Origin of the sequence: Aeromonas sp. INTO2 (assembly GCF_049860605.1) — a bacterium.
GTDB lineage: Bacteria > Pseudomonadota > Gammaproteobacteria > Enterobacterales > Aeromonadaceae > Aeromonas > Aeromonas caviae.
This window is the reverse complement of the sequence record NZ_CP187588.1, coordinates 1,218,371-1,243,650: the sequence shown is the minus strand read 5'-3', so window position 1 is coordinate 1,243,650 and position 25,280 is coordinate 1,218,371. Positions and strand designations below refer to the sequence as shown.

The window sequence follows — 25,280 nt, the reverse complement described above, 5'->3', positions numbered from 1 at the left end:
CCGGTCATTATGGCATTTGGGAGCCCCCTGCGTCACGGCTCTTGTGCGCAGGCGGCACGCCCTGATGCCCCCTGGCGTGACCACCTTCACACCAAAGGCAGCGCTAGAGCGAGTGCAATGCGTCGTGGATGGACTGGGCCAGCTCCTGGCTGATGCCGGGCACCTTGGCGAGCTCGTCCACCCCGGCTTTTTTCACCTCCTGCAAGCCACCCAGGTATTTGAGCAGCGCCTGTCGCCGTTTCGGCCCCACCCCGGGAATGTCCTCCAGGGTACTGGTGGTGCGCGCCTTGGCGCGCCTGGCCCGGTGGCCCGTGATGGCAAAGCGATGGGATTCATCGCGAATGTGCTGGATGAGGTGCAAAGCGGGCATGTCTGCCGGCAGGTGCAGCTCTTCGTGGCTGTCCCCCAGGATCAGGGTTTCCAACCCCGCCTTGCGGGTCACCCCCTTGGCGATGCCCACCAGCAGCGGGTATTTGCCGCCGAGAAACTCCAACTGGCGCGCCAGGATTTCCTCCGCGCGGCGCAACTGGCCGAGACCGCCGTCGATAAACAGCACATCCGGCACCTTGTCCGGCTCCTGCTGCTTGCCAAAGCGACGCTCCAGCGCCTGCTCCATGGCGGCGTAGTCATCCCCGCCGGTGATACCGTCGATGTTGAAGCGGCGGTATTCCGAGGAGAGCGGCCCCTCCCGGTTGAACACCACGCAGGAGGCCACGGTGCGCTCCCCCATGGTGTGGGAGATATCGAAACATTCCATGCGGGCGATGGGGCTCTCGAGCTCCAGCAGCTCCTCCAGCTGATCGTAACGGGCGGTGATGGTGCTCTTGTGGGCGAGGCGCGAGCGCAGCGCGGTCTGGGCGTTGATGGAGGCGAGCTTGATGAAGCGGGCCCGCTCGCTGCGTGTCCGGCTCACCACCCGCACCTTGTAGCCGGCGGTCTGGCTCAGGGTGTCGGCGATGACGCTCTCATCCTCCAGCGCCACGTCCAGCAGCACCTCGCTCGGGATCTGCCGTCCCCCCTGCCCCGACAGATAGAACTGCAGCAGGAAGGATTGCACCACCTCGTCAAGCGGGGTATCGGCCGGCACTTTCGGGAAGTAGCTGCGCGATCCCAGCACCTTGCCCTGGCGGATGAAGAGCACGTGGATGCAGGCGGTCCCCTGCTCGAAGGCCACCCCCACCACGTCGAGCTCGTCCAGCACGTTGCCGCTCACCGACTGCTGCTCGGTGACCCGGCGCAGGGCCTGGATCTGATCCCGGTAGCGGGCCGCCTCCTCGAAGCGCAGATCGCCGCTGGCGGACTCCATCTTGCCCACCAGTTCGCCGATCACCTGCTGGTTCTTGCCCGCGAGGAACAGCTTGGCCAGCGCCACCTGCTGAGCATACTCGGCCTCGCTCACCAGCCCCGCCACGCAGGGGCCGGCGCAGCGCTTGAGCTGGTAGAGCAGGCAGGGGCGGGTACGGTTGGCATAGACGGCATCCTCGCACTGGCGCACCGGGAAGATCTTCTGCATCAGGTGCAGGCTCTCGCGTACCGCGCCACCGGAGGGGTAAGGGCCGAAATACTCCCCCTTCACCTTGCGGGCGCCGCGATGGACGCCGATGCGCGGGTGCCGATGGTCGGTGATGATGATCCAGGGGTAGGACTTGTCATCCCGCAGCAGCACGTTGTAGCGGGGCTGGTACTGCTTGATGAGGTTGTGCTCGAGGATCAGCGCCTCGGTCTCGGTGTGGGTGACCGTTACCTGCACATCGGCAATCTGGCGCACCAGGGTGCGGGTCTTGATGCTGTCGACATTGGTCCGAAAGTAGGAGGCGAGCCGTTTTTTCAGATCCTTGGCCTTGCCCACGTAGATGACGGTGCCGCCGCTGTCGTACATGCGGTAGACACCGCTCTGGTGGGTGACGGCACTCAGGAATGCCTTGCTGTCAAAATGGGGCTCGGGAGAGAGGGTCATCGGCAACTCGACTCAACGGATGAATGCAAAAAGACGGGGAGAGCATACTGCCCACAGCCTGCAAAAAGCAAAAGGCGGCCGGTGCCGCCTTTGGTGTCCACACGCCCCCGTTACAGGGTATCGGCATCCAGCATGCCATAACGAATGGCCAGATGGGTCAGCTCCACGTCACCGTTGATCCCCAGCTTGCTGAACAGGCGGTAGCGGTAGCTGTTGACCGTCTTCGGGCTCAGGTTGAGTTGCTCGGAGATGTCGGTCACCTTCTGCCCCTTGGTGATCATCATCATGATCTGCAGCTCCCGCTCGGAGAGGGACTTGAAGGGGTTCTCGTCGGCGGAGGCGAACTGGCTCAGGGCCATCTGCTGGGCGATCTCCGGGGAGATGTAGCGCTGACCGGAGTGAACCAGGCGAATGGCGTGGATCATCTCGTCCGGCGCGGCCCCCTTGGTGAGGTACCCGGCGGCGCCCGCCTGCATCACCTTGGTGGGGAACGGATTTTCTGAATGAATGGTCAGCACTATGATGCGTACATCGGGGCGGATCCGCAGGATCTTGCGGGTCGCTTCCAGACCGCCGATGCCCGGCATGTTCATGTCCATCAGGATCACATCGGGGTGATGTTGCCGACAGAAGGCCACCGCGGTTTCCCCGCTCTGCGCCTCGCCCACCACCTTGATCCCGCGGACGTCTTCCAAAATGCGTCTTATCCCTGTACGCACCAACTCATGATCATCGACCAGGAATACATTAATCACCCAAACACCCCGTTTTTTATCTCGTTATATGCCAGTTAGGGTTAACACGGCGTCTTGCATCATAACCAAACTCGATGATTTGGCAAACCATGGGCGGGAAAAGTTTGAAATTGCTCGTAAAATCCGTTTTAAATCAAATTATTATACAAAGAATCAATTAAAAAACGGCGCCCTGGGGCGCCGTATTGCATCAAAGCCGTTCCGCCAGCCTCAACCGGCCAGCAGCGCACGTACCTTGTCGAGATCGGCCTGGGTGTCCACCCCCACCGGCGGGGCTTGCAGCGCCTGGGCCACGTGGATCTTCTCCCCGTACCAGAGCACCCGCAGCTGCTCCAGGGCTTCGACCTGCTCGAGCACGCTCGGTGCCCAGTCCACGTAACGCTGGATGAAGCCGGCGCGATAGGCGTAGATGCCGATGTGGCGCTGGTAGTGATCGCCAATCTGCTCGCGGCTCCCCGCAACGCGATCGCTGGCCGCAAAGCGGTCCCGATCCCAGGGGATGCTGGCGCGACTGAAATAGAGGGCATACCCCTCCCGGTCGGTCACCACCTTGACGGCATTGGGATTGAACGCCTCTTCGGCATCCCTGATCGGCACCGACAGCGTCGCCATGGGCGCGCTGGCCGCGGCCAGGTTGTCCGCCACCTGGCGGATGATGACGGGGGGAATGAGGGGCTCGTCCCCCTGCACGTTGACGATGATGGTATCGGCGGCAAAGCCGTAGTGACGGCACACCTCGGCCAGACGCTCGGTGCCGGACTGGTGATCCGGTGAGGTCATGCACACCTCGAACCCGGCAGCGGCGGCAAAGGGGGCCAGGACCTGCTGCACCCGCTCGTCATCGGTGGCGACGATCACCCGATCGGCACCCGATTGCAGGGCCTTCTCCACCACGTGCTGCACCATGGGCTTGCCGTGAATGTCGGCCAGCGGCTTGCCCGGCAGCCGGGTGGAGGCGTAACGGGCAGGAATGACGACGACGAAACTCATGGCTTCAGCTCTTCCAGCGCCAGGTGACGGGCCCGGTTCTCCAGCAGCACCGGGATCCCCTCCTCCAGGGGATAGGCCAGTCTGTCGAAACGGCAGATGAGCTCCTGAGGGCCCTCGGCGTGCGCTTGATAGTGCAGTTTCCCCTTGCAGACCGGGCAGGCGATGATGTCGAGCAATTTAATATCCAGTGCCACAACGAAACTCCTTTAACGATTTCCCACAGGCGATCTTGCCTGGCATGTCAATGTGCAGGGCCAGCCCCCGAGTCCGGGCGCTGGCCGTCTGTTCCAATCCGGTGGCACCCCGTCAGGGCGCCTGATGCCCGTCCCCTCTTCCGGACTGCGGGCCCAGGGTGCGCAGCAGCGCCTCCCCCAGGGCATCGGGCAGCTCGGCGCTGACCGGCAGATACCACCAGTTGTCCGGGGCGAAGGGGCGGCACTTGACCGCATCCTTCTCGGTCATCAGCAAGGGGCGCTGGCCGAAGCGGGCCAGCAGCTCGGCGGCGTCGAACGCCTGGTGATCCCCGTAGCCGACGCTCTGCACCAGCTCGTAACCAAGGGCGGTCAGGGTGGCGAAGAAACGGGGGGGATGGCCGATGCCTGCCAGGGCATCCACCGGCCCCGAGAGGGGGGCAGTGAGAGGCGCATCGTCGCACACCCGGCGCAGGGTATCCGGCACCAGGCGCATGGCGTACTCACCACGGGCGGGTTCACCGCCGTTGCAGATGATGGCGTCCACCCGCTTGAGGCGGGTCGTGGGCTCGCGCAGCGGCCCCATGGGCAGCAGACAGCCATTGCCAAAGCGGCGCGCACCGTCCACCACCACCAGTTCGATGTCACGGGCCAGGGCATAGTGCTGCAGGCCGTCGTCGGTGACGATGATGTCCACCTCACCGCTTTGCTCCAGCAACCGCACAGCATCGGCCCGTCTGGGGGCCACCGCCACGGGGCAGCCGCAGCGTCTGGCGATGAGCACGGGCTCATCCCCGGCCTCGGCCGGGGTACTGCTCTCATCCAGTCGATAGGGGTAATGGGGCGCCTTGCCGCCATAGCCGCGGCTCACCACGCCCGGGCGCCAGCCCCGGGCCTGGAGTTGTTCCACCAGCCAGACCACCACCGGGGTCTTGCCGTTGCCCCCCACCGAGAGATTGCCCACCACCACCACCGGCAGGGTGGCCCGATAGGCGCTGAACCAGCCCCGGCGATACCCCAGACGGCGGACGCCGCTGATGAGGGCAAACAGCAGGGCGAAGGGGGCCAGCCCCCAGCGCCAGAGGCTGTTCCCGTACCAGAGTCTGGCCAGCATCAGCCCTTGTTACCCGTGGCTGTATTACCAAACTGAATGGCCCGCAGCTGGGCATAAGTACCATGCATGTCCATCAGGGTTTGGTGGTTGCCGCGCTCGACGATGTGTCCCTCGTCGATCACCAGGATCTCGTCCGCCTTCTCGATGGTGGAGAGGCGGTGGGCGATCACGAGGGAAGTGCGCGCCTTGCACAGCTCGTCGATGGCCGCCTGGATGTGACGCTCGGACTCGGTGTCCAGGGCCGAGGTGGCTTCGTCCAGCAGCAGCACCGGGGAGTCCCGCAGCAGGGCGCGGGCGATGGCGATGCGCTGGCGCTGGCCGCCGGAGAGGGAGGCGCCGTTCTCGCCGATGACGGTGTCATAACCTTCCGGCATCTTGCTGACGAAGTTGTCAGCATGGGCGATGCGGGCCGCCTGCTGGATCTCGTCGCGGCTGTACTTCTCTTCCGCCGCGTAGGCGATGTTGTTGGCCACGGAGTCGTTGAAGAGGTGCACGTGCTGGGAGACCAGGGCGTACTGCTTGCGCAGCTCGCTCAGGCGGTATTCGCGGATGTTGACGCCATCCAGCAGAATTTCCCCCTCTTCGATGTCATAGAAGCGGGTCAGGAGGCTCGCGATGGTGCTCTTGCCGGAGCCGGAACGACCCACCAGGGCCACCGATTTCCCTGCCTCCACCTTGAAGCTGATGTTGCGCAGCGCCGGTGTCTCCTTGGTCGGGTAGGTGAAGGTGACGTTGCGAAACTCGATTTCACCTCGGGCACGTTCCAGGGTGCGGGTGCCGGTGTCCTGCTCCGGGGTGGAGTCCAGCAGACCGAACAGGCTCTGGCAGGCGGTGATGCCGCGCTGGAACTGGTTGTTCACGTCGGTCAGGCTTTTCAGCGGCTTGAGCAGCATCATCATGGAAGTGACCATGACGGTGAAGGTGCCCGCAGTCAGGGTCGCCTTGACGCTGTCGATGGTGGCGACATAGAGGAAGACCGCAAGGGCCACGGAGGCCACCATCTGGACGATGGGGCTGCCGATGGCGTCGGCGGCGACCATCTTCATGGTCTGCTGGCGCATCCGGTTGCTCACCTGGTAGAAGCGCTTGTCCTCCACCTCCTGGCCCCCGAACATCAGCACCTCTTTGTGCCCCTTGAGCATCTGCTCGGTGGAGGTGGTGATGTCACCCACCGCCTGCTGGATGTGGCGGCTTATCTTGCGAAAACGTCGGCTGATGATGCTGATGAGGATCCCGACCAGGGGCCCCACCACCAGGAAGATTACCGACAACTGCCAGGAGTGCCAGAACATCAGGCCCAGCAGACCGATGACGGTGGCCCCTTCCCGCACCAGGGAGACCAGGGTCGAGCTCGCGGCGGACGACACCTGACCGGCGTCATAGGTCACCTTGGAGAGCAGGTTGCCGGTGTTCTGGCGGTCGAAGAAGCTCATGGGCATGGCCATCAGGTGGCTGAACACCTGCTGCTGCAGGCGCATCACCACGTGGTTCCCGACCCAGGCCATGCAGTAGTTGGAGAGGAAGGCGGCGCAGCCGCGCAGAGCCACGATGCCGAGGACGAAGAAGGGCATCCACTTGAGCACGCTGCTGTCGTTGCCGTTGAGCCCCTGATCGATGAGCGGTTTGATGGAGTAGACGAAGGTGGTATCCACGGCCGCGTAACCCAGCATGCCAATGATGCCGCCCACCAGACCCAGCTTGCGATCCCGGACATAACCGAGCAGGCGCTTGAAGACGGTCCAGCTCTCTTGTGAGGTTTCTTGTTGCATGAATAGCCGTTAATAAGGGAAATGACGGGCTATTCTAGCCAAACCTTGGAGCTACACCAAGCGCCGCTGGCGCGATGGCTACAACCCGGGTCACAAATGAAGGCCGCCCCTTGCCGGGCTGGCTCACCGGATCCTCACTCCCTTCCCCATACTTGCGGCTGCCACCAGGGGCCCCCACGCCGGTACCAGGGCCCCTGCTCCCGCTCGGCCCGGATCCTGAGCCCCGCGTCCCCCGGCTCGATCAGGATGGCGCCCGCCTCCCCCGTGACCCACTGCCGCGCCCCCTGGTATCGCGCCACCACCTCGGGGCGGGGAAAGCCCCACTGGTTCATGAAGCCTGCGCTGTGCACCACGAAGGCAGGTTTCACCGCCGCCACGAAGGGAGCCGTGGAGGAGGTGCGACTGCCATGATGCGGGCTCACCAGCAGGGTACTGGCCAGCCCCGCGCCCTCCTCCAGCGCCAGCAGGCGGCGCTCCGCCTGCTGCTCGATGTCGCCGCTCAGCAGCAGCCGATGGCGCCCGTCGTCCAGCTGCACCACGCAACTGTCGTTGTTGCGCCCCGCCCCGGCTGCCAGGGGCCAGAGCACCCGTACATCCAGTCCCTGCCAATGCCACTGCTGACCTCGGCGGCAGGCCTGGGTAGCCGGTGCAAAGGGGAAGGAGGAGAGCTCCCGGCGCACCGCCATGCTCTGCAGCAGAGCCTGCCGGTTGCCCGCGTGATCCCTATCTCTGTGGCTGATGATCAGGGTGTCGATCACCCGGATGCCGAGCCGGTTGAGCAGAGGCAGGATGGCCGCATCCGCCATGTTGTAGCCCCCGGGGTAGCGATCCCCGGTATCAAACAGGATGGCCCGCTCCCCCCGGGTGACGAGCACCGAGAGCCCCTGCCCCACGTCCAGCACCCGCACCTGCCAGGAAGCGGGAGCAGGCCAGAGGGCGAGCAGCAGGGCCGCCGCCACCGGCCCCCCCAGGGTGCGCCCTCCCGGCAGGTGCCATCCCGTCCACAGCAGGATCAGCAGGGCGCTGGCGGGCATCAGCCAGCCGGGCACCGGCCACCAGAGCTGCAGGCGATCCGCCAGCTGCGTGAGCCCCCACAGCACCCACTCCAGGCCGAAGGCGGAGACCCAGAGCAGGCCGTGGGCCAGCAACGTGGAGAGGGGCGCCACCAGTACGCCGACGAGCGCCAGGGGAATGATGACAAGGCAGAACAGCGGCAGTGCCAGCAGATTGAGCAGAAACGCCAGGGGCGCCATCCCCTCGAACAGCAGCAGTTGCAGGGGCAGCAATCCGAGCAGCAGCAGAAGTTGCAGCCGCACCAGGCCGGGGCGATCGTGCAGCAGGCTCGCCAGCAACAGCAGGGCCACCGCCAGAAAAGAGAGCCAGAACCCCGCAGAATAGAGGGCGAAAGGGTCCCACAATGTCAGCACCACGAAGGCCCACAGCCAGATCCGGTGGCTCGGCCAGTCCCGCTTTAGCCAGCGCAGCAGGCTCCACACCAGCACCATGATGAGGGCACGCTCGGTGGCCACCGCAAACCCCGCCAGCCAGCTGTAGGTGGCCGCGAACAGGAGTGACACGCAGATAGCCCCGCGCAGCCCGAACAGCCGCCCGAGCCACCAGCCGAGCACCGCTACCAGAGCGATATGCTGGCCCGAGATGGCGATGATGTGGGTCAGGCCGCTGCCGCGAAAGAGTTCCCACTGGGCATCCGTGATCCCTCCCTGTTCCCCGAAGGTGAGGGCCGCCAGCAGGGGGGCCTGCGCCATCCCCTCCCAGGCGCGACTCGCCGCCGCCAGCCAGCGATCGCGCACACCCGGGGGCACGGCATCCAGGGCGATGACCCGGCGCAGGTTGCCGGTGGCGGTGATTCCCTTGCCAAGGAGCAGGCGCCGCCCATCCATCCCCGCTTCGTTGGCCAGGCCATGGGCCGGCTTGAGAGAGGTCACCAGGGTGACGCGGCTGCCGGCAGGCAACGGCGGCAACACCTGATAGGCATTGACCCGCACCAGGGGTGGCACGATGAGGGGGCGATCGTCCAGGGTGTCGAGGCGCAGCAGCAGGCGCGCAAATTTATCCCCCTCTTTCTCTCCCGAAGACTCCGTACTTTGCACGTGTGCGGTTATGATGTGGCTCGTTTTTTTGCCAAGCTGATCCAGCCAGGCAAGCCGGTAGTGCAAATTCACCTGCATCCAGAGGATGCCGAGCAGCAGAAACAGCAGCCGCCAGCAACGACCACCGGCGAGGGGGAGCGCGAGCAGCAGCATCAGGCCACCCCATTCCCATGAAGGCAGCCATGGCCAAAGCAGTGAGGAGCTTGCCCCCAGGGCAAACGACAACAGACGCAGATCCATGGAGCAAGTATTTAGCAAGGTTCAGAACATGCCCAAACGAATCATACAGCGCTGGCTACCCGACCCGGCGACCCTCAAGGAACACAAGCACTTGCGACTCTTTGGCAAGCTGCTGCTGGATGCCAACCTCTGGCATCTCAACCGGCGCTCCGCCGCCGGTGCCTGTGCGGTCGGCCTCTTCATGGCCTGGGTTCCCCTCCCCTGCCAGATGCTGCTGGCCGCTGGCGGCGCCATCGCCTGCCGGGTCAACCTGCCCCTCTCGGTAGCCCTGGTCTGGCTCTCCAACCCCCTGACCATGCCACCGCTGTTTTATGGCGCCTATCTGGTGGGCTGCCAGTTGCTGGGGCAACCCTCCCAACACATCGAGATCACCTTCACCTGGGCCTGGCTGGTGTCGGTGTTCGAGACGGTGGCCCCGCCGCTCTTGCTGGGCTCCCTGGTGCTTGCCCTGCTGAGCGCCCTCGTCGGCTATGTCCTGGTTCGCGCGGGCTGGCGCCTGAGCACGGTGCGCCAGTGGCAAAAACGCAAGGTGGCGCGCCCATGCTGAATCGCTGGTTGGCCCGCTTCAAGATTGACCCCGATACCCTGCGCCAACAGAAGTGGTTCGCCCTCTTTGGCGAGCGACTGCTGACCCCCGCCCTCTGGCAAGGGGGAACGCGGGCCCTCTGTGGCGCCGTGGCGGCCGGGCTGTTCGCCAGCTGGGTCCCCATGCCCATGCACTCTCTGGTGGCCGTCGCCCTGGTGCTGGCGTTCAGCTTCAACCTGCCGCTGGCCCTCTTGGCGGTCTGGTTCAACAACCCGCTGACACTCCCCTTCATGTACCTCTACGCCTATCGGGCCGGTTGCCTGGTGCTGAACGAGACGCCAGCCCCCTTCCATCTCACCTGGTCCCTGCACTGGCTGGAGCAGGAAGCGGCTATCCTGGTGCCCCCCTTCCTGCTCGGCAGCCTGCTGCTGGCGGTGCTGAGCGCTGCCGCCGGCGCCTTGCTCACCCTGCTGCTGTTGCAACTGGGCAAGCTGACCCGCCCCCGCTAGGTTGCCAGCACGCTGTCCTTGTCTCGGGCGGCGTGCCTTGCCATCGTCTGCCTCTGCCACCACACTCCTTGTAACCCGTTGTTTTTCGACCCCCATTCGAAACAAGGAGCCCACCATGGCCGAACCGCTCACGCTGGCCCATGCCAATGGCAACCCCCTCTCCCTGCTCCCCGCCATGGCCAATCGCCACGGCCTCATCACCGGGGCCACCGGCACCGGCAAGACAGTCACCCTGCAAGTGCTGGCGGAGGGGTTTTCCCGCCTCGGCGTGCCGGTCTTTCTGGCAGACGTGAAGGGGGATCTGAGCGGCCTGGGCGCCGCCGGCACCCCCTCTGCCAAGCTGGATGCCCGTCTGGCCCAGCTCGGCCTTCAGGCACCCGACTTTGCCGCCAGCCCCACCCTGTTCTGGGATCTCTTCGCCGAAGAGGGCCACCCGGTGCGGGCCACCGTCTCCGACATGGGGCCCCTGCTGCTTGCACGCCTGCTCGGCCTCAACGACACCCAAAGCGGGGTGCTGGAGCTGGTGTTCAAGGTGGCGGACGACGAGGGGTTGCTGCTGCTCGATCTGAAAGACCTGCGGGCCATGGTGCAGTTTGCGGGGGAGCACGCCAAGACTCTCACCACCCGCTACGGCAATGTGTCGACCGCCTCCATCGGCGCCATCCTGCGCAACCTCCTCACCCTGGAGAGCGCGGGCGGCGATCACTTCTTCGGCGAGCCCATGCTGGACATCCAGGATCTGATGCAGACCGACGAGGCGGGCCACGGCCATATCAATGTGCTGGCCGCCGGCAAGCTCACCCAGTCCAGCCGCCTCTATGCCTGCTTCCTGCTCTGGCTGCTCTCCGAGCTGTTCGAACAGTTGCCCGAGATAGGGGATCCGGAAAAGCCCGAGCTGGTGTTCTTCTTCGACGAGGCCCACCTGCTGTTCAAGGATGCGCCCAGGGCACTGCTGGAGAAAATTGAGCTGGTGGTGCGCCTCATCCGCTCCAAGGGGGTGGGCGTCTATTTCGTGACCCAGAGCCCGGCCGACATCCCCGACAGCGTGCTGGGGCAGCTTGGCAACCGAGTGCAACACGCCCTGCGCGCCTTCACCCCGAGCGATCAGAAGGCGGTACGCATCGCCGCCAACACCCTGCGGGCCAACCCTGCCTTCGACGCCGCCGGAGCCATCACTGAACTGGGGGTCGGGGAAGCGCTCATCTCCCTGCTCGACGAGAAGGGGCGGCCCAGCGTGGTGGAGCGCGCCTTCATCGCGCCCCCGGCCAGCCGCATCGGCCCCCTGAGCGCGGCCGAGCGCCAGGCGCTTATTCAGGGCTCATTGCTCTACGGCAGATACGACACCCAGGAGGACAGGGAGTCCGCGTTCGAGCGGCTTCAGGAGGCATCGCCCGCCGCCGGTGACGAGACCGCTTCCCCACAGACCGACCAGGGTGGCGGTCTGCTGGATGCCTTGAATGGCATCCTGTTCGGTCGCACCGGCCCCCGTGGTGGCCAGCATGACGGGGTGGTGCAGACCGCCGCCAAGAGCGTGGCCCGCACCCTCGGCAACGAGGTGGGACGCCAGCTGATGCGCGGGGTGCTCGGCTCCCTGCTGGGGAGCAGCAAGCGGCGCCGCTGATGCCGGAAAATGAAAAAGCCCGCCGTGTCGGCGGGCTTTTTATGGCTGAAGCAAGGCGCTTGGCGCAGATGCTTCTCTCTTACAACACCTTGGCGATGGCGTCGCAGAGGGGATCAATGTTGGCGCGGGTGATGCCTGCCACGCTGATCCGGCCGGAGCCGACGATATAGATGGCGAATTCGCTCTTGAGGCGCTCCACCTGATCCTTGGAGAGACCGGAGAAGGAGAACATGCCGTTCTGTTCGCGGATGAAACTGAAATCCTGGTTCACCCCCCGCTCGGCCAGCTTCTCCACCAGCAGCTCGCGCATCTCGCGAATGCGCACCCGCATGGCGGCCACTTCTTCCACCCACTCCGCATAGAGGGCCGGGTCGCTCACCACGGTGGTGACAACGGCGGCGCCATGTGACGGCGGATTGGAGTAGTTGGCACGAATGACGGTCTTCACCTGGGTGAAGGCGACGTCGGCCACCGCCTTGGTCGCGCAGACCAGGGTGAAGGCGCCGACCCGCTCGTTGTAGAGGCCGAAGTTCTTGGAGAAGGAGCTCGCCACCAGCAGCTCGTCGTGGCACTCGGCGAAGATGCGAAGGCCTTCGGCATCCTCTTCGATACCCCGGGCGAAGCCCTGATAGGCAAAGTCAAAGAGCGGCAGCCAGCCGGCGGCGGCACTCTGCCTGGCCAGGGCGCGCCACTGCTCGGTGGTGGGGTCGATACCAGTCGGGTTGTGGCAGCAGCCGTGCAGCAGCACCAGATCCCCCGCCTGCGCGTCAGACAGGGAGGCCTGCATGGCGGCGAAGTCGAGTCCCTTGGTGGCGGCGTCGTAGTACTTGTACCACTTGACGGTCAAACCGGCCGCCTGGAACACGCTGACGTGGTTCGCCCAGGTGGGATCGGAGATCCAGATGGTCTTGGCGAGATTGTTGCGTACCACGAACTCGGCGGCGATACGCAGGGCACCGGTACCGCCCGGCGCCTGCGCCGTCTTGGCGCGGCCGCTGGTCACCAGGGCGGCATCACGGCCGAACAGCAGTTGCTGCACGATGCGGCCGTATTCGATATTGCCTTCGATACCGAGGTAGTTCTTGGTCTTCTCGTCGGTCAAGAGCTTCTGCTCGGCTTGCTTGACGCAGTGAAGGATAGGAGTGGCACCGGTCTCATCCTTGTAGATACCGACCCCCAGATTGATCTTGTGGCTGCGAGTGTCGGCACGGAAGGCTTCGGTCAGGCCCAGGATCGGATCCGCTGGGGCGGCAACAACCTTTTCAAACATGGTATTCCCTGTAGTCCGTTGAGTTCGTTGGCTGGCAAAGTAGGTTGGCAAACAAAAGCGCCCGTTCAGGGAGCGCTTCGTCAGCTCTTTATACCACTGCCTTCCATAGGGGAAAACCGCTTTCTCGGCGCCGCCTCAACCAATCCCGTGCCAATCCGGTGCCAGGGCACACACCTCGACCGACAGACCCCGATTCGACTCCACCAGATCATTGCACTGCGCCAGCAGCGCACGGGGGATACGGCTCGGCTCCCAGGGCCGGCCATCCCCCAGGGGAGCCCCGTAAGCCGCCTTGATGGGCAACAGATCCCGGGGCAACCACCAGCTCGCCGGTCTCCCCAACCGCTGGGCCAATGCCAGTACCCTGTCGACCCCGGCCGGATCCAGGGCAGTGAGGTGGCTCCAGAGGGTCTGGGGCGGCAAGGCGGCGATCAGGGGCTCCAGCGTGCCGGGATCCTCGGCGGGATACCAGACCAGCAGGGCGTCGGCGGGCAGTGGCAACTCGGCGAAGGCGCCGACGGCATCGGTCGTGATCACCCGCTGTATCTCCCCCTCTCCCCAGAGGATCTTGCCAAGCTGCGCCAGGGTGCGGGCTGGCAGCGCCACCTCCCCCAGGGTCTGGAGCCAGGGAGCGGCATCCAGCAGGGTGCCGCCGCTGAGAAACAGGCTGAACGGCCGTGTGGCCCGCAGACGAAGGGGCAGATCGCTGCACAGCCGGATCCCCTTGTCTTCGAAGTCGATCTGCTCGATGGGGCTGAAATGACCCTCCCCCTTGCGATACAGGGCCGCCAGCACCCGCTCGTTGACCCGCTCCCCCAGTTGCCAACCGTGGGATTGCAGCCACTCCTCGGGTTCCGGCGGGGCACTGGCCATCTTCGCCAGCATCAGCTCCCGAGTCAGATAGCGGTGCCCGGCAGGGGTGAGCTCATAGTGATGATTGCCAAGGGCCAGCAGCAACTGGTTGTCCCGAAGCATGCCGATGAGCGGCTGCCATTGACGACCGCGAACAGCCTGGGGGCCGCCGCTCAGCAACTGCTGTGCCAGCGCGCGCCACTCGGGGTGGGTGAAATCGATCAAAGGCATCCTTCCCTGTCGGCAAACCATCCTTCAACGAATTGAATAATCTAGCGATTTACGACGAAGGAGCCAAGGGCGGAAAAGAGACAACGTGACCTGGCGCAGCACCGGACGTCGAAAGGAAGCGAAAGAGGTGAAAGGCAGATAAAACAAAACGGCCAAGCAAGCTTGGCCGTTTCATCAACTCTTTCACGATTCCCTATGAGAGGGAGCCTTGATTAGAAGTTGTATTGCATACCAACAGTCCACTCGTCATCTTGCTGACTCAGGCCTTGGATTTTGTATTCGGTGTAAGCTTTCAGCTTGGAGTTGAAGGCGTATTCAACACCCATGGAGGTGAAATCTACGGTGTCTTCGTAAGAAGTTACACCTTCCACTTTCGCTTCAGCGAAGTTGTAGCCAGCCAGGAAGGTCCAGGCGTCTACGTTGTAGGAAGCAGCCAGCTCGTAGCCACGCGCCTTGGCATCGTTGAAGCCGTCGAACTTGTAGGTGGATTCGTTATACAGGGCAGCGAAGTAGAAACCCTGATAGGTGTAGCTTGCGGCAACAGCCCAGTCATTCTTGTCGGTCAGATCAGCGCGACTGAAAGTACCGTTTTCGGAAGTGATGGTGAGGCTGGAGGCATCTTCGAAGCTCTTGGACTCGTAACCTGCGGCCAGACCCAGACCAAAGTCGAAGTCATAGGTTGCGCCCAGGGTGTAGCCGTGGTCCATTTTACCTTCAACACCAGACCAGCCAGCGTAGTTCGCATCATAGCTGCCGTTGTTGGTGATGTAGCCACCTTTCAGGCCAAAACCGTTCCACTGACCGTTATAGATAGCCTGACCTTCTTGACGACCATCATAGACGTTGGCCATGTCACCGTAGTCGTTGAAGATATCGGTCTTGGCGACGGTTGCATTGTAGAAAGCAGTTTCTGTCTGACCAAACAGGAACTGGCCATACTGGGAACCATCGAAGCCAGCATAGATGTGACGAGCCTTCAGCTCACGCTTGTCGCTGCCATAGGAGTTTTCGGAGGCCAGTTGCCACTCAGTTTTGGCAACGCCAGACCAGGTGTCATTCAGAGCCATTTTACCGGACCAGCCCAGACGGGCATAGGTGGTCAGCTCACCATCATTCTTGGAGTAAGAATCTGCGTCTGCATCGTAGGAGTCGTACTCGCCGAAGTACTGGGCATGTACACGACCGTAGATGTCGATGGATTTGACCCCATAGATCCAGACACTTTTTCCCGCTTAGGGTTGTGATACCCGACTGCGCAGAAATTCCCGTGGTGAACGGTATCCCAAGGCGCTGTGCGGGTGGTGCTCGTTATAATGCTCAAACGCAATAGCCAAATTGCCTACCGCTGTTCGGCTATCCGGTTTTGGCATCATCTCGATATAGTCTCGCTTCATCGTCTTCACGAAGCTCTCCGCTATACCGTTACTCTGTGGGCTTCTCACTGCTGTCGTTCTGGGCTCCAACCCGATTTCTCGTGCAAACGCGCGGGTCTCATGGGCGCGATACGCCGAGCCATTATCAGTCAGCCACTCCACCGGTGATGCCGGCAACGAATCCCCAAAGCGACGTTCGACAGACCTCAGCATGACATCTTGCACAGTGTCACTGTCGTAACCCCCGGTACTGGCCGCCCAGTCCAACGCCTCCCTATCGCAGCAGTCCATGGCGAACGTGACTCGTAGTTTTTCACCGTTATCGCAGCGAAACTCGAAGCCATCTGAGCACCACCGTCGATTGCTCTCCTTGACGGCAACACACCCCTTATGTGCCTGCTGGGCCAATGGTGCAGCTGGTTTTCTTTCCAGCAGCAAGCCATGCTCGCGCATGACGCGATATACCCGCTTAGCGTTTACCACAGGTTGTTCTGTTGCCTCAGACTGACGCCGTAACAGCGCCCAGACCCGGCGATAGCCATAGGAGGGAAGCTCTGCCATCGCCTCCATGATACGGCCAAGTAAGGCTGCATCATCACGCTGGCGATGATGACGACCATCTTGCCAACCCGGTTTTCGATGAACACGAACGGATAGCTGCGCACGCGATACATTAAGAGCCTGGCTCACAGCACTTAATCGTCGTCCCCCGGCAACAAGGGCGCATGCGCAATCCATTTTTTTGCTCGACCATACTCCACGGCTTCTTTGAGGATCTCGTTCTCCATGGTCTTCTTCCCGAGCAGACGCTGAAGCTCTCGGATCTGCTTGATGGCAGCAGCCAACTCGGAAGCAGGAACAACATCCTCACCGGCGGTGATCGCCGTGAGAGACCCTTCTTGGAATTGCTTACGCCATTTGAAAAGCTGGTTTGCGTTGACGTCGTGCAAGCGAGCAACATGAGAGACGGTCATCCCGGGCTCAAAGGTCTGCTGCACGATGGCGATCTTTTCTTGTGGAGTCCGGCGTCGACGGCGCTCGGCCCCTGTTAACACTTCGACCATCTTCTCGTTGTGACTAGTACTGAACATAGCTCCAAGACTACCTCTTAAGTTAAGAGGGGCGAAGTGTCTGGATCTTCAAGGGGCCAATCTAGTCGAAGGTGGTACCGTCTTTGTCATAGATGACGGCAGCGTTAGCTGCGGATGCAAACAGAGCCGGGATAGCAATAGCCAGAATTGTCTTTTTCATAGTTTCCAATGCCTACTGCAATTAAACACTAAGTTGTTGTTATTCCCTGTGTTAGCGATGTTCTTTGCATCACTATGGGGCCTGAGACTAGCACCGGGTTTTGCAATCCGCAATGAAAAAACTTGGAACTTTCCCGTGATTCCATAGTCATAGGGGAAAAAATGTGATCCAGGTCCCACCCCATTCCCTCGATGCGAGGACAACGTTTGTAGCGAAAAACGCTGCTTTTTTATGCCGGCTGAGGGGAGTCGTCCATCCCCAACCGCTGTGTTGGCATATTTGGCGGCGGCCATGCAAGGGGCTGTCATCCCTGCCTCGACCCGGGCGCCGGGTTGCGGGTATCCTGTCACTCCAATCCCAGCCATGACCCGCCAAGCCATGTTATCGACCCGTCTCAAAGCCAGTATTCGCGCTACCTATCGCCAGATAGCCGACGGCCTGCCCGGCTTTGTGCCCCGCAGGGAGCAGAACTTCCTGGTGGCCGAGATAGCCAAGACCCTCACCGGGGAGTACGACAGGTCTCGCCGTATCCTGGTGGCCGAGGCGGGCACCGGTATCGGCAAATCCCTCTCCTATGCCCAGGGCGCCATCCCGGTGGCGCGGCTCACCCAGAAGAAGCTCATCATCTCCACCGCCACGGTGGCGTTGCAAGAGCAGCTGATCCACAAGGATCTCCCCTTTTATCACCGTCACAGCGAGCTGCCGTTTCGCTTCATGCTGGTCAAGGGGCGCCAGCGTTACTGCTGCGAGCACCTGCTGGAGCAGGCGGCAAACGGCAGCGAGATGGCCAATTTCGAACTCGACTTCGGCGCATTGAGCAGACACAAGCCATCGGATGCTGACAAAGCGTGCTACCAGGGGCTGTGGCAGGCCTACACCGAAGGCAAGTGGGACGGGGATCGGGACAACTGGCCCAAACCCATTACGGACCCTTGCTGGGATCGCATCGCAGCCGACCGCCACACCTGCAACAAGGCCCTGAGCCACCATCAGCACTGCCCCTTCCATCGGGCCCGCAACGACATGGACGCAGCAGACGTGCTGGTGGTCAACCACGCCCTGCTGCTCTCCGACCTCACCATGGGGGGCGGCATCATATTGCCGCCGCCGGACGAGTGCATCTATGTGCTGGACGAAGCCCATCACCTGCCCACCATCGCCCGGGATCACGGCGCCGCCAGCGCCAGCATCAAGGGATCCCGCCGCTGGCTGGAAAAGCTGGTGCAAAGCGCGGGCAAGCTGGCCAGGACGCTGAACAAGGAGAGCCTCCTCGACCCCCAGCTCAAACTGCAGGATGCCCTGGCCTCTCTCCAGCCGGATCTCAAGGCCCTCGAGCAGTGGCTCGCCAGCAATGATCACCTCTTTGGCGGCGAGCCCCACCACAGATTCGCCGATGGGGTGCTGCCGGATCCCCTGCCCATGCTGGCGGAAAACCTCAAGGAGGCGAGCAAGAAGGCGTTGCGGGCGCTGGACAGAATGCAGGGGGCCATCGGCGAGGCGCTCAAGGATGGCGAAATTCGTCGCAAGGAGGCCGAGCCTCTGCTGGCGGAGAGCGGTTTTCACCTGCAACGGCTCGAGAGCTTCTGCGCCCTCTGGGAGATGCTGAGCCGCCATGTTCCCACCGGCAAGACCCCCCTCGCCCGCTGGATGGCCAGAAGCGAGGACGGGGACATCTGGTTGCACGCCTCCCCCATCGAGGTGGGGTATCTGCTGGAGGAGTGGCTCTGGTCCCGCTGTCTCGGGGCCGTGCTGGTGTCGGCGACCCTCACCGCCCTCTCCTCCTTCAGTTATTTTCGCCACCAGGTGGGGCTCAAGGAGCATGACGGCACCCGCTATCTGCGGCTGCGCTCCCCCTTCGACTACCACAAGGCCGAACTCTATCTGCCCAAGATGGCCCATGAGCCCAGTGCCCCCGCCTTCACCCAGGAGTTGATCGATACCCTGCCCCGTCTGCTGGCAGGCAAGGAGGCCAGCCTGGTGCTCTTCTCCTCCTATCGCCAGATGAACGAGGTGGCGGTGGGGCTGCGGGCCAAGGGGATGTCGCTCCTGGTACAGGGGGAAGCGTCCCGCAGCGCCCTGCTCCTCCTGCACAAACAAAAGTGCGACGGCGGCCAGGCCAGCATCCTCTTTGGCACCGGCAGCTTCTCGGAAGGGCTGGATCTGCCCGGCCACTACCTCACCAACCTGGTGATCACCAAGCTCCCCTTCGCGGTGCCCAACTCCCCCGTGGAAGAGGCAACCGCCGAGTGGATAGAGCAGCGCGGCGGCAACCCCTTCCTGCAACTGACGGTGCCGGAGGCGTCGCGCAAGCTCATCCAGGCCTGTGGCCGCCTCATCCGAAAAGAGGCGGATCGGGGGCGGGTCACCATCCTGGACCGGCGCCTGCTGACCAAGCGCTACGGCAAGGGGCTGCTGGACGCCCTCCCCCCCTTCACCCGACGCATCGAGTGACACGGCTGACGCCCGCCATGCGATCCCCTGTCTCTCATGTCAGGAGGGGGCAGGAAGATAGAAGAGCACGCTGCCCGCAGGACTCGGGGCAGCGGGATCCACACCCCGCACACCGTAAGGCGCCATAAACGGCTATTGCCGCTGTGGGGCAAACCTGTAAAAATGACCCCCTATTTTTCAGTGGGCAATTGCCTGACTGTTCAAGGAGATGAAATGAAACTGACTGTTCTGGTACCGGCCCTGGCTGGTCTGTTGTGGGCAGGTAGCGCCCTGGCCGCTAGCCAACTGGAAATTACGAATCCCTATGTCATCCAGCTGCTCGATGGCGAACCCGTCAACCCCCAGCTGCTCGACAAAGCCACCGTCTTCTCCCTGGAGCCCGGCAGGCACCAGGTCGTGGTCGCCTTCGAGGGCAACTACTCCAGCCGCAGTGAAACCAAGCTGGTCACCGCCGAGCCCCTGGTGATCAACTTCACCGCCGCCGACAACCAGCAACTCTTCCTCGACTTCAAGAAGCCCCGCAAGGAAGAAGAAGCCAAGCGTTTCGTCAAGGAACAGAACGTCGTTCTGAAAGACAAATCCACCGGCCAGGTCCTGAAATCCGAGCAGTTCGTCATGCCGACCGTGGGTGGCTTCCAGCTGACCCGTGACTATCAGCAGGAGCTGCTGAAGATGGGCAAGGCCTTCAACCAGCCCAAGACCGTTTCCGTCTCCACCGCCGCCGTGATGGCTGCCGCCAGCGCACCGGTGGAAGTGGCCCCGAGCAAGGCCATGAGCAACCCGGAAGCCCTGACCCAGCTGCAGAGCTGGTACAACAAGGCCGATGCGGAGACCCGCAAAGCCTTCCAGATCTGGGTGATCCAGCAGCAGTAAGGCGCATCGCACGCCTGCATCGAGGGGAGCCTGGCTCCCCTTTTTCATACCCGTTCATGGCCGATGCTTCATGTCACTGCGCATCTTCTATCACCCCCACTACTCCGCCCTGACACTGCCCGAGCGTCACCGCTTCCCCCTGGCCAAGTACCAGGCGCTGTTTGAACGCCTCGTCGCCCTCGACTATCCGCTGGCACAGGCCACCCCTGCCAGCCGTGAGCAGATAGAGAAGGTGCACGATGCGGCCTATGTACAGGCCGCCCTCGCCGGCACCCTCGATGAAGGGGCCATTCGCCGGCTCGGCTTTCCCTGGTCTCCCCTGCTGATAGAACGTACCATGCACTCGGTCGGCGCCACCCTGGCCGCCAGCCGCCACGCCCTTGCGCAGGGCTGCGGACTGCAGATCTCCGGCGGCTACCACCACGCCCACCGGGGGTTTGGCAGCGGCTTCTGCCTCTTCAACGACCTTGTGATCGCAGCGCGAACCTGCCTGGACGAGGGACTCTGCGAGCGGGTACTGATCGTGGATCTCGATGTCCATCAGGGAGATGGCAGCGCCGCCCTGTGCACGGGCAGCCGTGACATCATCACCCTCTCCCTGCACGGAGAACACAACTTCCCCCGCCACAAGCCGGCCTCCCATCTGGACTTTCCCCTGCCAAGCGGCATGGAGGACGACGCCTATCTCGAGACCCTGAACCAGGCCCTCGCCCTGGCTCATCGCCTCTACGCCCCCGACTTCATCCTCTATCAGGCCGGGGTGGATGTGCACCGGGACGACGAGCTGGGCTACCTCTCCCTGAGCGACTCCGGCGTGCGCCAGCGCGATGCCATGGTCTTTGACTCTGCGCTTCGCCACGGGCTGCCCATCACCGCCGTACCGGGCGGGGGTTATCGGCGAGACTGGCAGCAGTTGATCCCGCTGCACTTCTCGCTCTTTGAAGTAGCAAGGCACCGGTTTGGTTGAGCGGCACCGCCCGGCCCATGACGAAAAAGAGGCGACCCTTGGGTCGCCTCTTCTATATACGTGCACAGGGATGATGGCGCCGTCTGCCCTCAGGCATGGGCCATCGGCGTCGGGTGCTCGCCCATCTTGCGCAGCAGCATCAGCAGATAGACCAGGGAGACCCCGGCAGTCACCATGAACAGCAGATGATCCGAGTAGTGCTGCATCAAGAGCGCCGTCAGGGTCGGCCCGAGCAGGCTGCCGATGGTGTAGCTCAGCAGCAGCGCCTGGTTCATGGCCACCAGTTGATGCTGCTCCACCTTCTCGCAGGCCCAGGCCATGGCCACCGGATAGAGCGTGAAGCCCGCGGCCCCCAGAATGAACAGCGTCGGTCCCATGGCCGCGTTGCCGAGCATCGCCATGGCCCCCAGGATCACCACCAGCACCTGTACCCGCAGCACCGGCAGGCGCCCGAAACGATCCGCCAGACGCCCCACCGGCCATTGCCCCAGGATGCCGGCGCTCACCATCACCGCCATCCAGTAGCCGATGGCCCCGTCGCTCACCCCCTGGTGGTTCAGATAGAGCGGCATCAGACCATAAAGCACCCCCAGCACGATGCCGGAGAGGATGCAGCCGTTCACCCCCAGACGCGCCTGACGCAGGCGCAGCATCGGCCAGACCGGAGTCCTGGCCTGAAGGTTGCCTGACGGACTGGCGATGCGGGTGAACAAGAGCGGCAGCATGGCCGTCAACACCAGGGCGGTCACCCAGGGCAGCACCGCCATCAGCGACGTCGGTACCTTGCTCACCAGCAGTTGCCCAAGCACGGTGCCCACGTAATAGACCATCATGTAGGCGGCCAGCAGGCGCCCTCGATTGCGGGCGTTGCCGCTGCACATCAGCGCGCTCTCCACCACCACCCAGATCATGGCGCAGCCGACCCCGGCGATGAATCGCCAGGCGAGCCAGCTCCAGAACGCCAGGGTCATGCCGAGCCCGACGCAGCCTGCGGCAAAGAGCGCACTGGCCAGGTAGTAACTGCGATTGAAGCCGCAGCGGGCGATGAGTCTGCCCGCCAGCAGGGTTCCCAGCAGGTTGCCGGTGAAATAGGAGGAGCCGACCATGCCGACCTGCCAGGTGGGCAGATGCTCATGGGCGAGCCAGAGCGGAACCAGGGTATTCAATACCGCGATGGCCAGGGTCAGCAACAGCAGGCCACAGAGCAGGAGCAGCACCGGGCGGGAGTATGTGGTCATGGATAGAACCGTGGGGAGAGGCAAAATGCGAGCGCATCATGCCACCGCCTGTGCCTTTGTCAATCGGCACTGAGGCCGGGTCGCAAGGTTTTTCTGCCCACCGTGATGGCAACGCGGCACGGCCCTCCCCTGACGGGAGCCTCATCCCCTTGATTGACCGACACCTTGGTCATGATGAGGGGAAGCGGGCGGTTGAATATCGACTCTGTGCCTCCCTCACGCCAGAGCGCCATGACCAGAAGAGGCGGCCCAGGGCCGCCTCTTCTTGCTATCAAGCACAACCTATCGTGCACAACGCCGGTCAGCGCTGGCGCTTCTTGGCGTACTTGCGACGAGCCCGGGCCTGGCGCTCCTCTTCCCGCTCCGCCTTCTCCCTGGCTTTCTGCTCAGCCTCGGCCTGGGCTTCCACTATCTCGAGGCTCACCATCTCTGGCGTCTCCAGGGAGATCCGCCCCAGCATGCCGGACCGGAATTCATTGACCAGGATTTCCGAGGCCTTGTGCAGATCCGCAAGCCCCCCCTTGCGCATGAAGCCGCGCTGACGGGCAATGAGATCCAGCAGCTCGATCTCGGTCTCCGGCAGCTCGCTCAGCTGGTAGCGTGCCTTGATGCGCTCTGGATAGGCCTTGATGAAGTAGTCGGCGGCAAACATGGCGATGTCGGCGTAATCGAAGACGGTATCCTTGATGGCCGCCGTGATCGCCAGTCGATAACCGCAGGAGGGCGGATTGAGCTTGGGCCACAGGAAGCCAGGGGTGTCCGTCAGGATGACGTGGTTGTCGAGCTTGATCCGCTGCTGGGACTTGGTCACCCCCGCCTCGTTGCCGGTCTTGGCGATGATGCGCCCCGCCAGGGTGTTGATCAGGGTGGACTTGCCCACGTTGGGGATGCCCATGATCATGGCGCGCACCCCGCGCAGCTCGAAGTTGCGCTCCGGCAGCATCTCGTGGCACAGGGTCAGCAGTTGCTTGATCATCGTAGGCTCCTGCTGGGTCAGGGGCAGTGCCTTGATCCCCTTTTCCTGCTCCATGTGGGCCACCCACAGCTCGGTGATCTCGGGGTCGGCAAGGTCTGCCTTGTTGAGCACCTTGATCACCGGCGTCTCCCCGCGCAGCTCCGGCACCAGGGGGTTCTCGCTGGAGAAGGGGATGCGGGCGTCGAGCATCTCGATGATGACATCGACCTGGGGCATGACCTCTGCAATCTCTTTGCGGGCCTTGTGCATGTGGCCGGGGAACCAGTTGATGGACATATCCGTTACTCTCTCATTGGCATGCGGTCCCCTCTCGGGGCTGCGGGCGCTCGGGGTTGCGGGTGCGTGGTGATGCGCCAGACCGCTGGCACTCATCGCAAGGGGGCGCATTTTACCTGCTGCGGCCCCGATTTGACAGGCTATTCTGGCCGGGTGTTGTCACCCGGGTGGCCGGATGCCCGCCACGCCACCGGGAGGTGAGTGGCAGAACACAATCAACATAACCCATTGATATAAGATAACATTTGCAAGGCGCTTTCACCGTATTGTCATCTCTCTTCACTAAAAGTGTCATCTGCCCCCTCTAGGCTGCGCTCAGGTTTCACAAGGAGCGAACCCCAATGAGAAAGATGGCAGGACTTGCAGTGATGATAGGCGCCGCCCTGGCCGCCGGCTGCAACTCCAACAACGACAGCAACACCCCGGAACCCAGCGCCAAGAACGTGATCTTCTTCCTCGGCGACGGCATGGGTCTCAACACCCTCACCGCCTCCCGGATCTATGGCGTCGGCGAAGAGGGCAGCCTCACCATCGACACCCTGCCGGAAACGGCCTTCATCAAGACCTTCTCCCACGATGCTCAGGTGACCGACTCGGCCCCCTCCATGGCGGCCTACATGACCGGGGTCAAGAGCAACAACGGCGTCATCAGCATGGACAGCGACGCCACCCAGGAGAGCGATTGCAGCCAGAGCGGCGGCAAAGCGGTGACCACCCTGCTGGAGCTGGCCAAGGCCGATGGCCGTGGCACCGGCGTGGTCACCACCACCCGGGTCACCCACGCCACCCCGGCCGCCACCTATGCCCATATCTGCAACCGGGACTTGGAGGCTGATATCGCCGTCCAGATGGTGCCGGGGGGCAGCGGTTACAACAGCGCCCTGAAGGAGGGGCTGGACGTGGTGCTCGGGGGCGGCAGCGGCTTCTTCCTGCCCAGCGCCGACAAGGGCAAGCGGACCGATGGTCGCAACCTCATCGACGAGATGAAGGCGAAGGGCTATCAGTTTGCCGCCACCCTGGACGAGCTGAACCAGGCCGATGCGAGCAAGCCGCTGCTGGGCCTGTTTGGCTCAAGCCACATGAAATATGACCTGGACCGACCAGCCAGCGAGCCGTCACTGGCCCAAATGACCCTGGCTGCCATCAAGCAGCTCAAGGGCAAAGAGAAGGGCTACTTCCTGATGGTGGAAGGGGGGCGCATCGACCACGCCCTGCACGACACCAACGCCAAGCGCGCCCTGCAGGATACCCTCGCCTTCGACAACGCCATCCAGGCCGCCATCAATGAAGTGAAGAAAACCGATCCCGAGCTGAAAAACACCCTGATCGTGGTCACCGCCGACCATGACCACACCCTGGTGCTCAACGGGTACGCCAAGCGCACCGGCAAGACCACGGCAGGCAATGCGGGCGTGCTCGGGCTGGTGAAGAACTACGAGACCGGCGAGCCGAGCAAGGATAGCGATGGCATGCCCTACACCATCATCGGCTTTGGCAACGGCTACAACCGGGTGGACGGCCCGCGCAGCAGCGTGGCGGCCCTCGACGACGCCACCGTCTCCGCCGACGACTATCACCAGGAGGTGGTGGTCAAGGTGGGCGAGATAGGCAACGAGACCCACGGCGGTACCGATGTCTTCCTCGGCGCCATCGGCCAGGGAGCGGAGCGCTTCCACGGCTCTCTCGACAACACCGCCGTGTTCGGCAAGATCAAGGCTGCGGCCAAGCTGTAAGGGATT

The 25,280-nt window shown here is 63.3% G+C and carries 20 protein-coding genes; 7 read left to right on the top strand and 13 right to left on the bottom strand.

Annotated features, from left to right (window positions below; genetic code table 11):
• Positions 1–103: 103 nt before the first annotated feature.
• The 7 genes from uvrC to ACPW74_RS05930 form a co-directional block, all read right to left on the bottom strand.
• Entirely contained in the window at positions 104–1,957 is a 1,854-nt protein-coding gene (gene uvrC, locus ACPW74_RS05960; protein WP_202007401.1) for an excinuclease ABC subunit UvrC, read from the bottom strand.
• A gap of 110 nt (positions 1,958–2,067) precedes the next feature.
• Positions 2,068–2,712 carry a UvrY/SirA/GacA family response regulator transcription factor gene (uvrY, locus tag ACPW74_RS05955; protein WP_010675231.1) on the bottom strand — a complete coding sequence of 215 codons (645 nt, stop codon included), beginning with the start codon at positions 2,710–2,712 and terminating at the stop codon, positions 2,068–2,070.
• Positions 2,713–2,922: 210 nt separating this feature from the next.
• Positions 2,923–3,702: a 3-deoxy-manno-octulosonate cytidylyltransferase gene (kdsB, locus tag ACPW74_RS05950; protein ID WP_010675232.1), complete on the bottom strand. Its 780-nt coding sequence runs from the start codon at positions 3,700–3,702 to the stop codon at positions 2,923–2,925.
• On the bottom strand, positions 3,699–3,896 hold the full coding sequence (locus ACPW74_RS05945) for a Trm112 family protein (protein ID WP_010675233.1): 198 nt from the start codon (positions 3,894–3,896) through the stop codon (positions 3,699–3,701). The genes kdsB and ACPW74_RS05945 overlap by 4 nt, the downstream gene beginning before the upstream one ends.
• Before the next feature lie 112 nt (positions 3,897–4,008).
• On the bottom strand, positions 4,009–5,007 hold the full coding sequence (gene lpxK, locus ACPW74_RS05940) for a tetraacyldisaccharide 4'-kinase (protein WP_128297414.1): 999 nt from the start codon (positions 5,005–5,007) through the stop codon (positions 4,009–4,011).
• Positions 5,007–6,776, bottom strand: coding sequence for a lipid A ABC transporter ATP-binding protein/permease MsbA (gene msbA / locus ACPW74_RS05935; RefSeq protein WP_128297415.1), 1,770 nt, complete (start codon positions 6,774–6,776; stop codon positions 5,007–5,009). The genes lpxK and msbA overlap by 1 nt, the downstream gene beginning before the upstream one ends.
• Before the next feature lie 134 nt (positions 6,777–6,910).
• On the bottom strand, positions 6,911–9,127 hold the full coding sequence (locus ACPW74_RS05930) for a DNA internalization-related competence protein ComEC/Rec2 (RefSeq protein WP_425858714.1): 2,217 nt from the start codon (positions 9,125–9,127) through the stop codon (positions 6,911–6,913).
• Between the two features lie 28 nt (positions 9,128–9,155).
• Between ACPW74_RS05930 and ACPW74_RS05925 the strand changes: the two genes are divergently transcribed.
• The 3 genes from ACPW74_RS05925 to ACPW74_RS05915 all read left to right on the top strand — a co-directional run bounded on the left by ACPW74_RS05925 (position 9,156) and on the right by ACPW74_RS05915 (position 11,783).
• On the top strand, positions 9,156–9,674 hold the full coding sequence (locus ACPW74_RS05925; protein WP_010675237.1) for a DUF2062 domain-containing protein: 519 nt from the start codon (positions 9,156–9,158) through the stop codon (positions 9,672–9,674).
• On the top strand, positions 9,668–10,162 hold the full coding sequence (locus ACPW74_RS05920; RefSeq protein ID WP_128343763.1) for a DUF2062 domain-containing protein: 495 nt from the start codon (positions 9,668–9,670) through the stop codon (positions 10,160–10,162). The genes ACPW74_RS05925 and ACPW74_RS05920 overlap by 7 nt, the downstream gene beginning before the upstream one ends.
• 115 nt (positions 10,163–10,277) lie before the next feature.
• A complete protein-coding gene (locus ACPW74_RS05915) occupies positions 10,278–11,783 on the top strand; it encodes a helicase HerA-like domain-containing protein (protein WP_182975860.1) in 1,506 nt (501 codons plus the stop codon).
• 79 nt (positions 11,784–11,862) lie between these two features.
• On the opposite strand, the gene ACPW74_RS05910 is transcribed toward ACPW74_RS05915, so the two are convergent.
• From ACPW74_RS05910 to ACPW74_RS05895, 4 genes are all read right to left on the bottom strand, one after another.
• Positions 11,863–13,053 (bottom strand): amino acid aminotransferase, encoded by a 1,191-nt coding sequence (locus ACPW74_RS05910; protein WP_010675240.1) that lies wholly within the window; start codon positions 13,051–13,053, stop codon positions 11,863–11,865.
• A 135-nt stretch (positions 13,054–13,188) separates the two neighbouring features.
• Complete coding sequence (locus tag ACPW74_RS05905; protein ID WP_425858711.1) at positions 13,189–14,130, bottom strand: hypothetical protein; 942 nt, start codon at positions 14,128–14,130, stop codon at positions 13,189–13,191.
• Between the two features lie 218 nt (positions 14,131–14,348).
• The gene (locus ACPW74_RS05900; protein ID WP_425859190.1) at positions 14,349–15,326 is read right to left on the bottom strand and encodes a porin; all 978 of its coding nucleotides are present in this window, start codon (positions 15,324–15,326) and stop codon (positions 14,349–14,351) included.
• Positions 15,327–15,368: 42 nt separating this feature from the next.
• A protein-coding gene (locus ACPW74_RS05895) for an IS3 family transposase (RefSeq protein ID WP_086008128.1) occupies positions 15,369–16,573 on the bottom strand; the annotation gives its coding sequence in 2 pieces (ribosomal slippage) (positions 15,369–16,255 and positions 16,255–16,573; 1,206 coding nt in all).
• Positions 16,574–17,138: 565 nt separating this feature from the next.
• Here ACPW74_RS05895 and dinG point away from each other — a divergent pair.
• The 3 genes from dinG (at position 17,139) to ACPW74_RS05880 (ending at position 21,051) form a co-directional block, all read left to right on the top strand.
• Complete coding sequence (gene dinG, locus ACPW74_RS05890; protein ID WP_104454378.1) at positions 17,139–19,211, top strand: ATP-dependent DNA helicase DinG; 2,073 nt, start codon at positions 17,139–17,141, stop codon at positions 19,209–19,211.
• Positions 19,212–19,424: 213 nt separating this feature from the next.
• Positions 19,425–20,084, top strand: coding sequence for a YccT family protein (locus tag ACPW74_RS05885; RefSeq protein WP_039040268.1), 660 nt, complete (start codon positions 19,425–19,427; stop codon positions 20,082–20,084).
• Between the two features lie 70 nt (positions 20,085–20,154).
• Complete coding sequence (locus tag ACPW74_RS05880) at positions 20,155–21,051, top strand: histone deacetylase family protein (protein ID WP_104454379.1); 897 nt, start codon at positions 20,155–20,157, stop codon at positions 21,049–21,051.
• A gap of 89 nt (positions 21,052–21,140) precedes the next feature.
• On the opposite strand, the gene ACPW74_RS05875 is transcribed toward ACPW74_RS05880, so the two are convergent.
• Positions 21,141–22,289, bottom strand: coding sequence for an MFS transporter (locus tag ACPW74_RS05875; protein ID WP_104454380.1), 1,149 nt, complete (start codon positions 22,287–22,289; stop codon positions 21,141–21,143).
• A gap of 301 nt (positions 22,290–22,590) precedes the next feature.
• On the bottom strand, positions 22,591–23,541 hold the full coding sequence (gene ylqF, locus ACPW74_RS05870; RefSeq protein ID WP_182975864.1) for a ribosome biogenesis GTPase YlqF: 951 nt from the start codon (positions 23,539–23,541) through the stop codon (positions 22,591–22,593).
• Between the two features lie 341 nt (positions 23,542–23,882).
• On the opposite strand from ylqF, the gene ACPW74_RS05865 reads away from it, so the two are divergent.
• Positions 23,883–25,274, top strand: a complete 1,392-nt coding sequence (locus ACPW74_RS05865; protein ID WP_049636848.1) for an alkaline phosphatase — start codon at positions 23,883–23,885, stop codon at positions 25,272–25,274.
• Positions 25,275–25,280 lie beyond the last annotated feature (6 nt).

Excerpts from the sequence above, each read along its gene's own strand:
- ACPW74_RS05920 (WP_128343763.1), top strand. The coding sequence starts at position 9,668 with ATGCTGAATCGCTGGTTGGCCCGCTTCAAGATTGACCCCGATACCCTG.
- ACPW74_RS05880 (WP_104454379.1), top strand. The coding sequence starts at position 20,155 with ATGTCACTGCGCATCTTCTATCACCCCCACTACTCCGCCCTGACACTG.
- ACPW74_RS05915 (WP_182975860.1), top strand. The coding sequence starts at position 10,278 with ATGGCCGAACCGCTCACGCTGGCCCATGCCAATGGCAACCCCCTCTCC.
- kdsB (WP_010675232.1), bottom strand. The coding sequence starts at position 3,702 with ATGAGTTTCGTCGTCGTCATTCCTGCCCGTTACGCCTCCACCCGGCTG.
- ACPW74_RS05925 (WP_010675237.1), top strand. The coding sequence starts at position 9,156 with ATGCCCAAACGAATCATACAGCGCTGGCTACCCGACCCGGCGACCCTC.
- lpxK (WP_128297414.1), bottom strand. The coding sequence starts at position 5,007 with ATGCTGGCCAGACTCTGGTACGGGAACAGCCTCTGGCGCTGGGGGCTG.
- ACPW74_RS05865 (WP_049636848.1), top strand. The coding sequence starts at position 23,883 with ATGAGAAAGATGGCAGGACTTGCAGTGATGATAGGCGCCGCCCTGGCC.
- msbA (WP_128297415.1), bottom strand. The coding sequence starts at position 6,776 with ATGCAACAAGAAACCTCACAAGAGAGCTGGACCGTCTTCAAGCGCCTG.
- ACPW74_RS05930 (WP_425858714.1), bottom strand. The coding sequence starts at position 9,127 with ATGGATCTGCGTCTGTTGTCGTTTGCCCTGGGGGCAAGCTCCTCACTG.
- ACPW74_RS05875 (WP_104454380.1), bottom strand. The coding sequence starts at position 22,289 with ATGACCACATACTCCCGCCCGGTGCTGCTCCTGCTCTGTGGCCTGCTG.
- uvrC (WP_202007401.1), bottom strand. The coding sequence starts at position 1,957 with ATGACCCTCTCTCCCGAGCCCCATTTTGACAGCAAGGCATTCCTGAGT.
- ylqF (WP_182975864.1), bottom strand. The coding sequence starts at position 23,541 with ATGTCCATCAACTGGTTCCCCGGCCACATGCACAAGGCCCGCAAAGAG.
- dinG (WP_104454378.1), top strand. The coding sequence starts at position 17,139 with ATGTTATCGACCCGTCTCAAAGCCAGTATTCGCGCTACCTATCGCCAG.
- ACPW74_RS05910 (WP_010675240.1), bottom strand. The coding sequence starts at position 13,053 with ATGTTTGAAAAGGTTGTTGCCGCCCCAGCGGATCCGATCCTGGGCCTG.
- ACPW74_RS05885 (WP_039040268.1), top strand. The coding sequence starts at position 19,425 with ATGAAACTGACTGTTCTGGTACCGGCCCTGGCTGGTCTGTTGTGGGCA.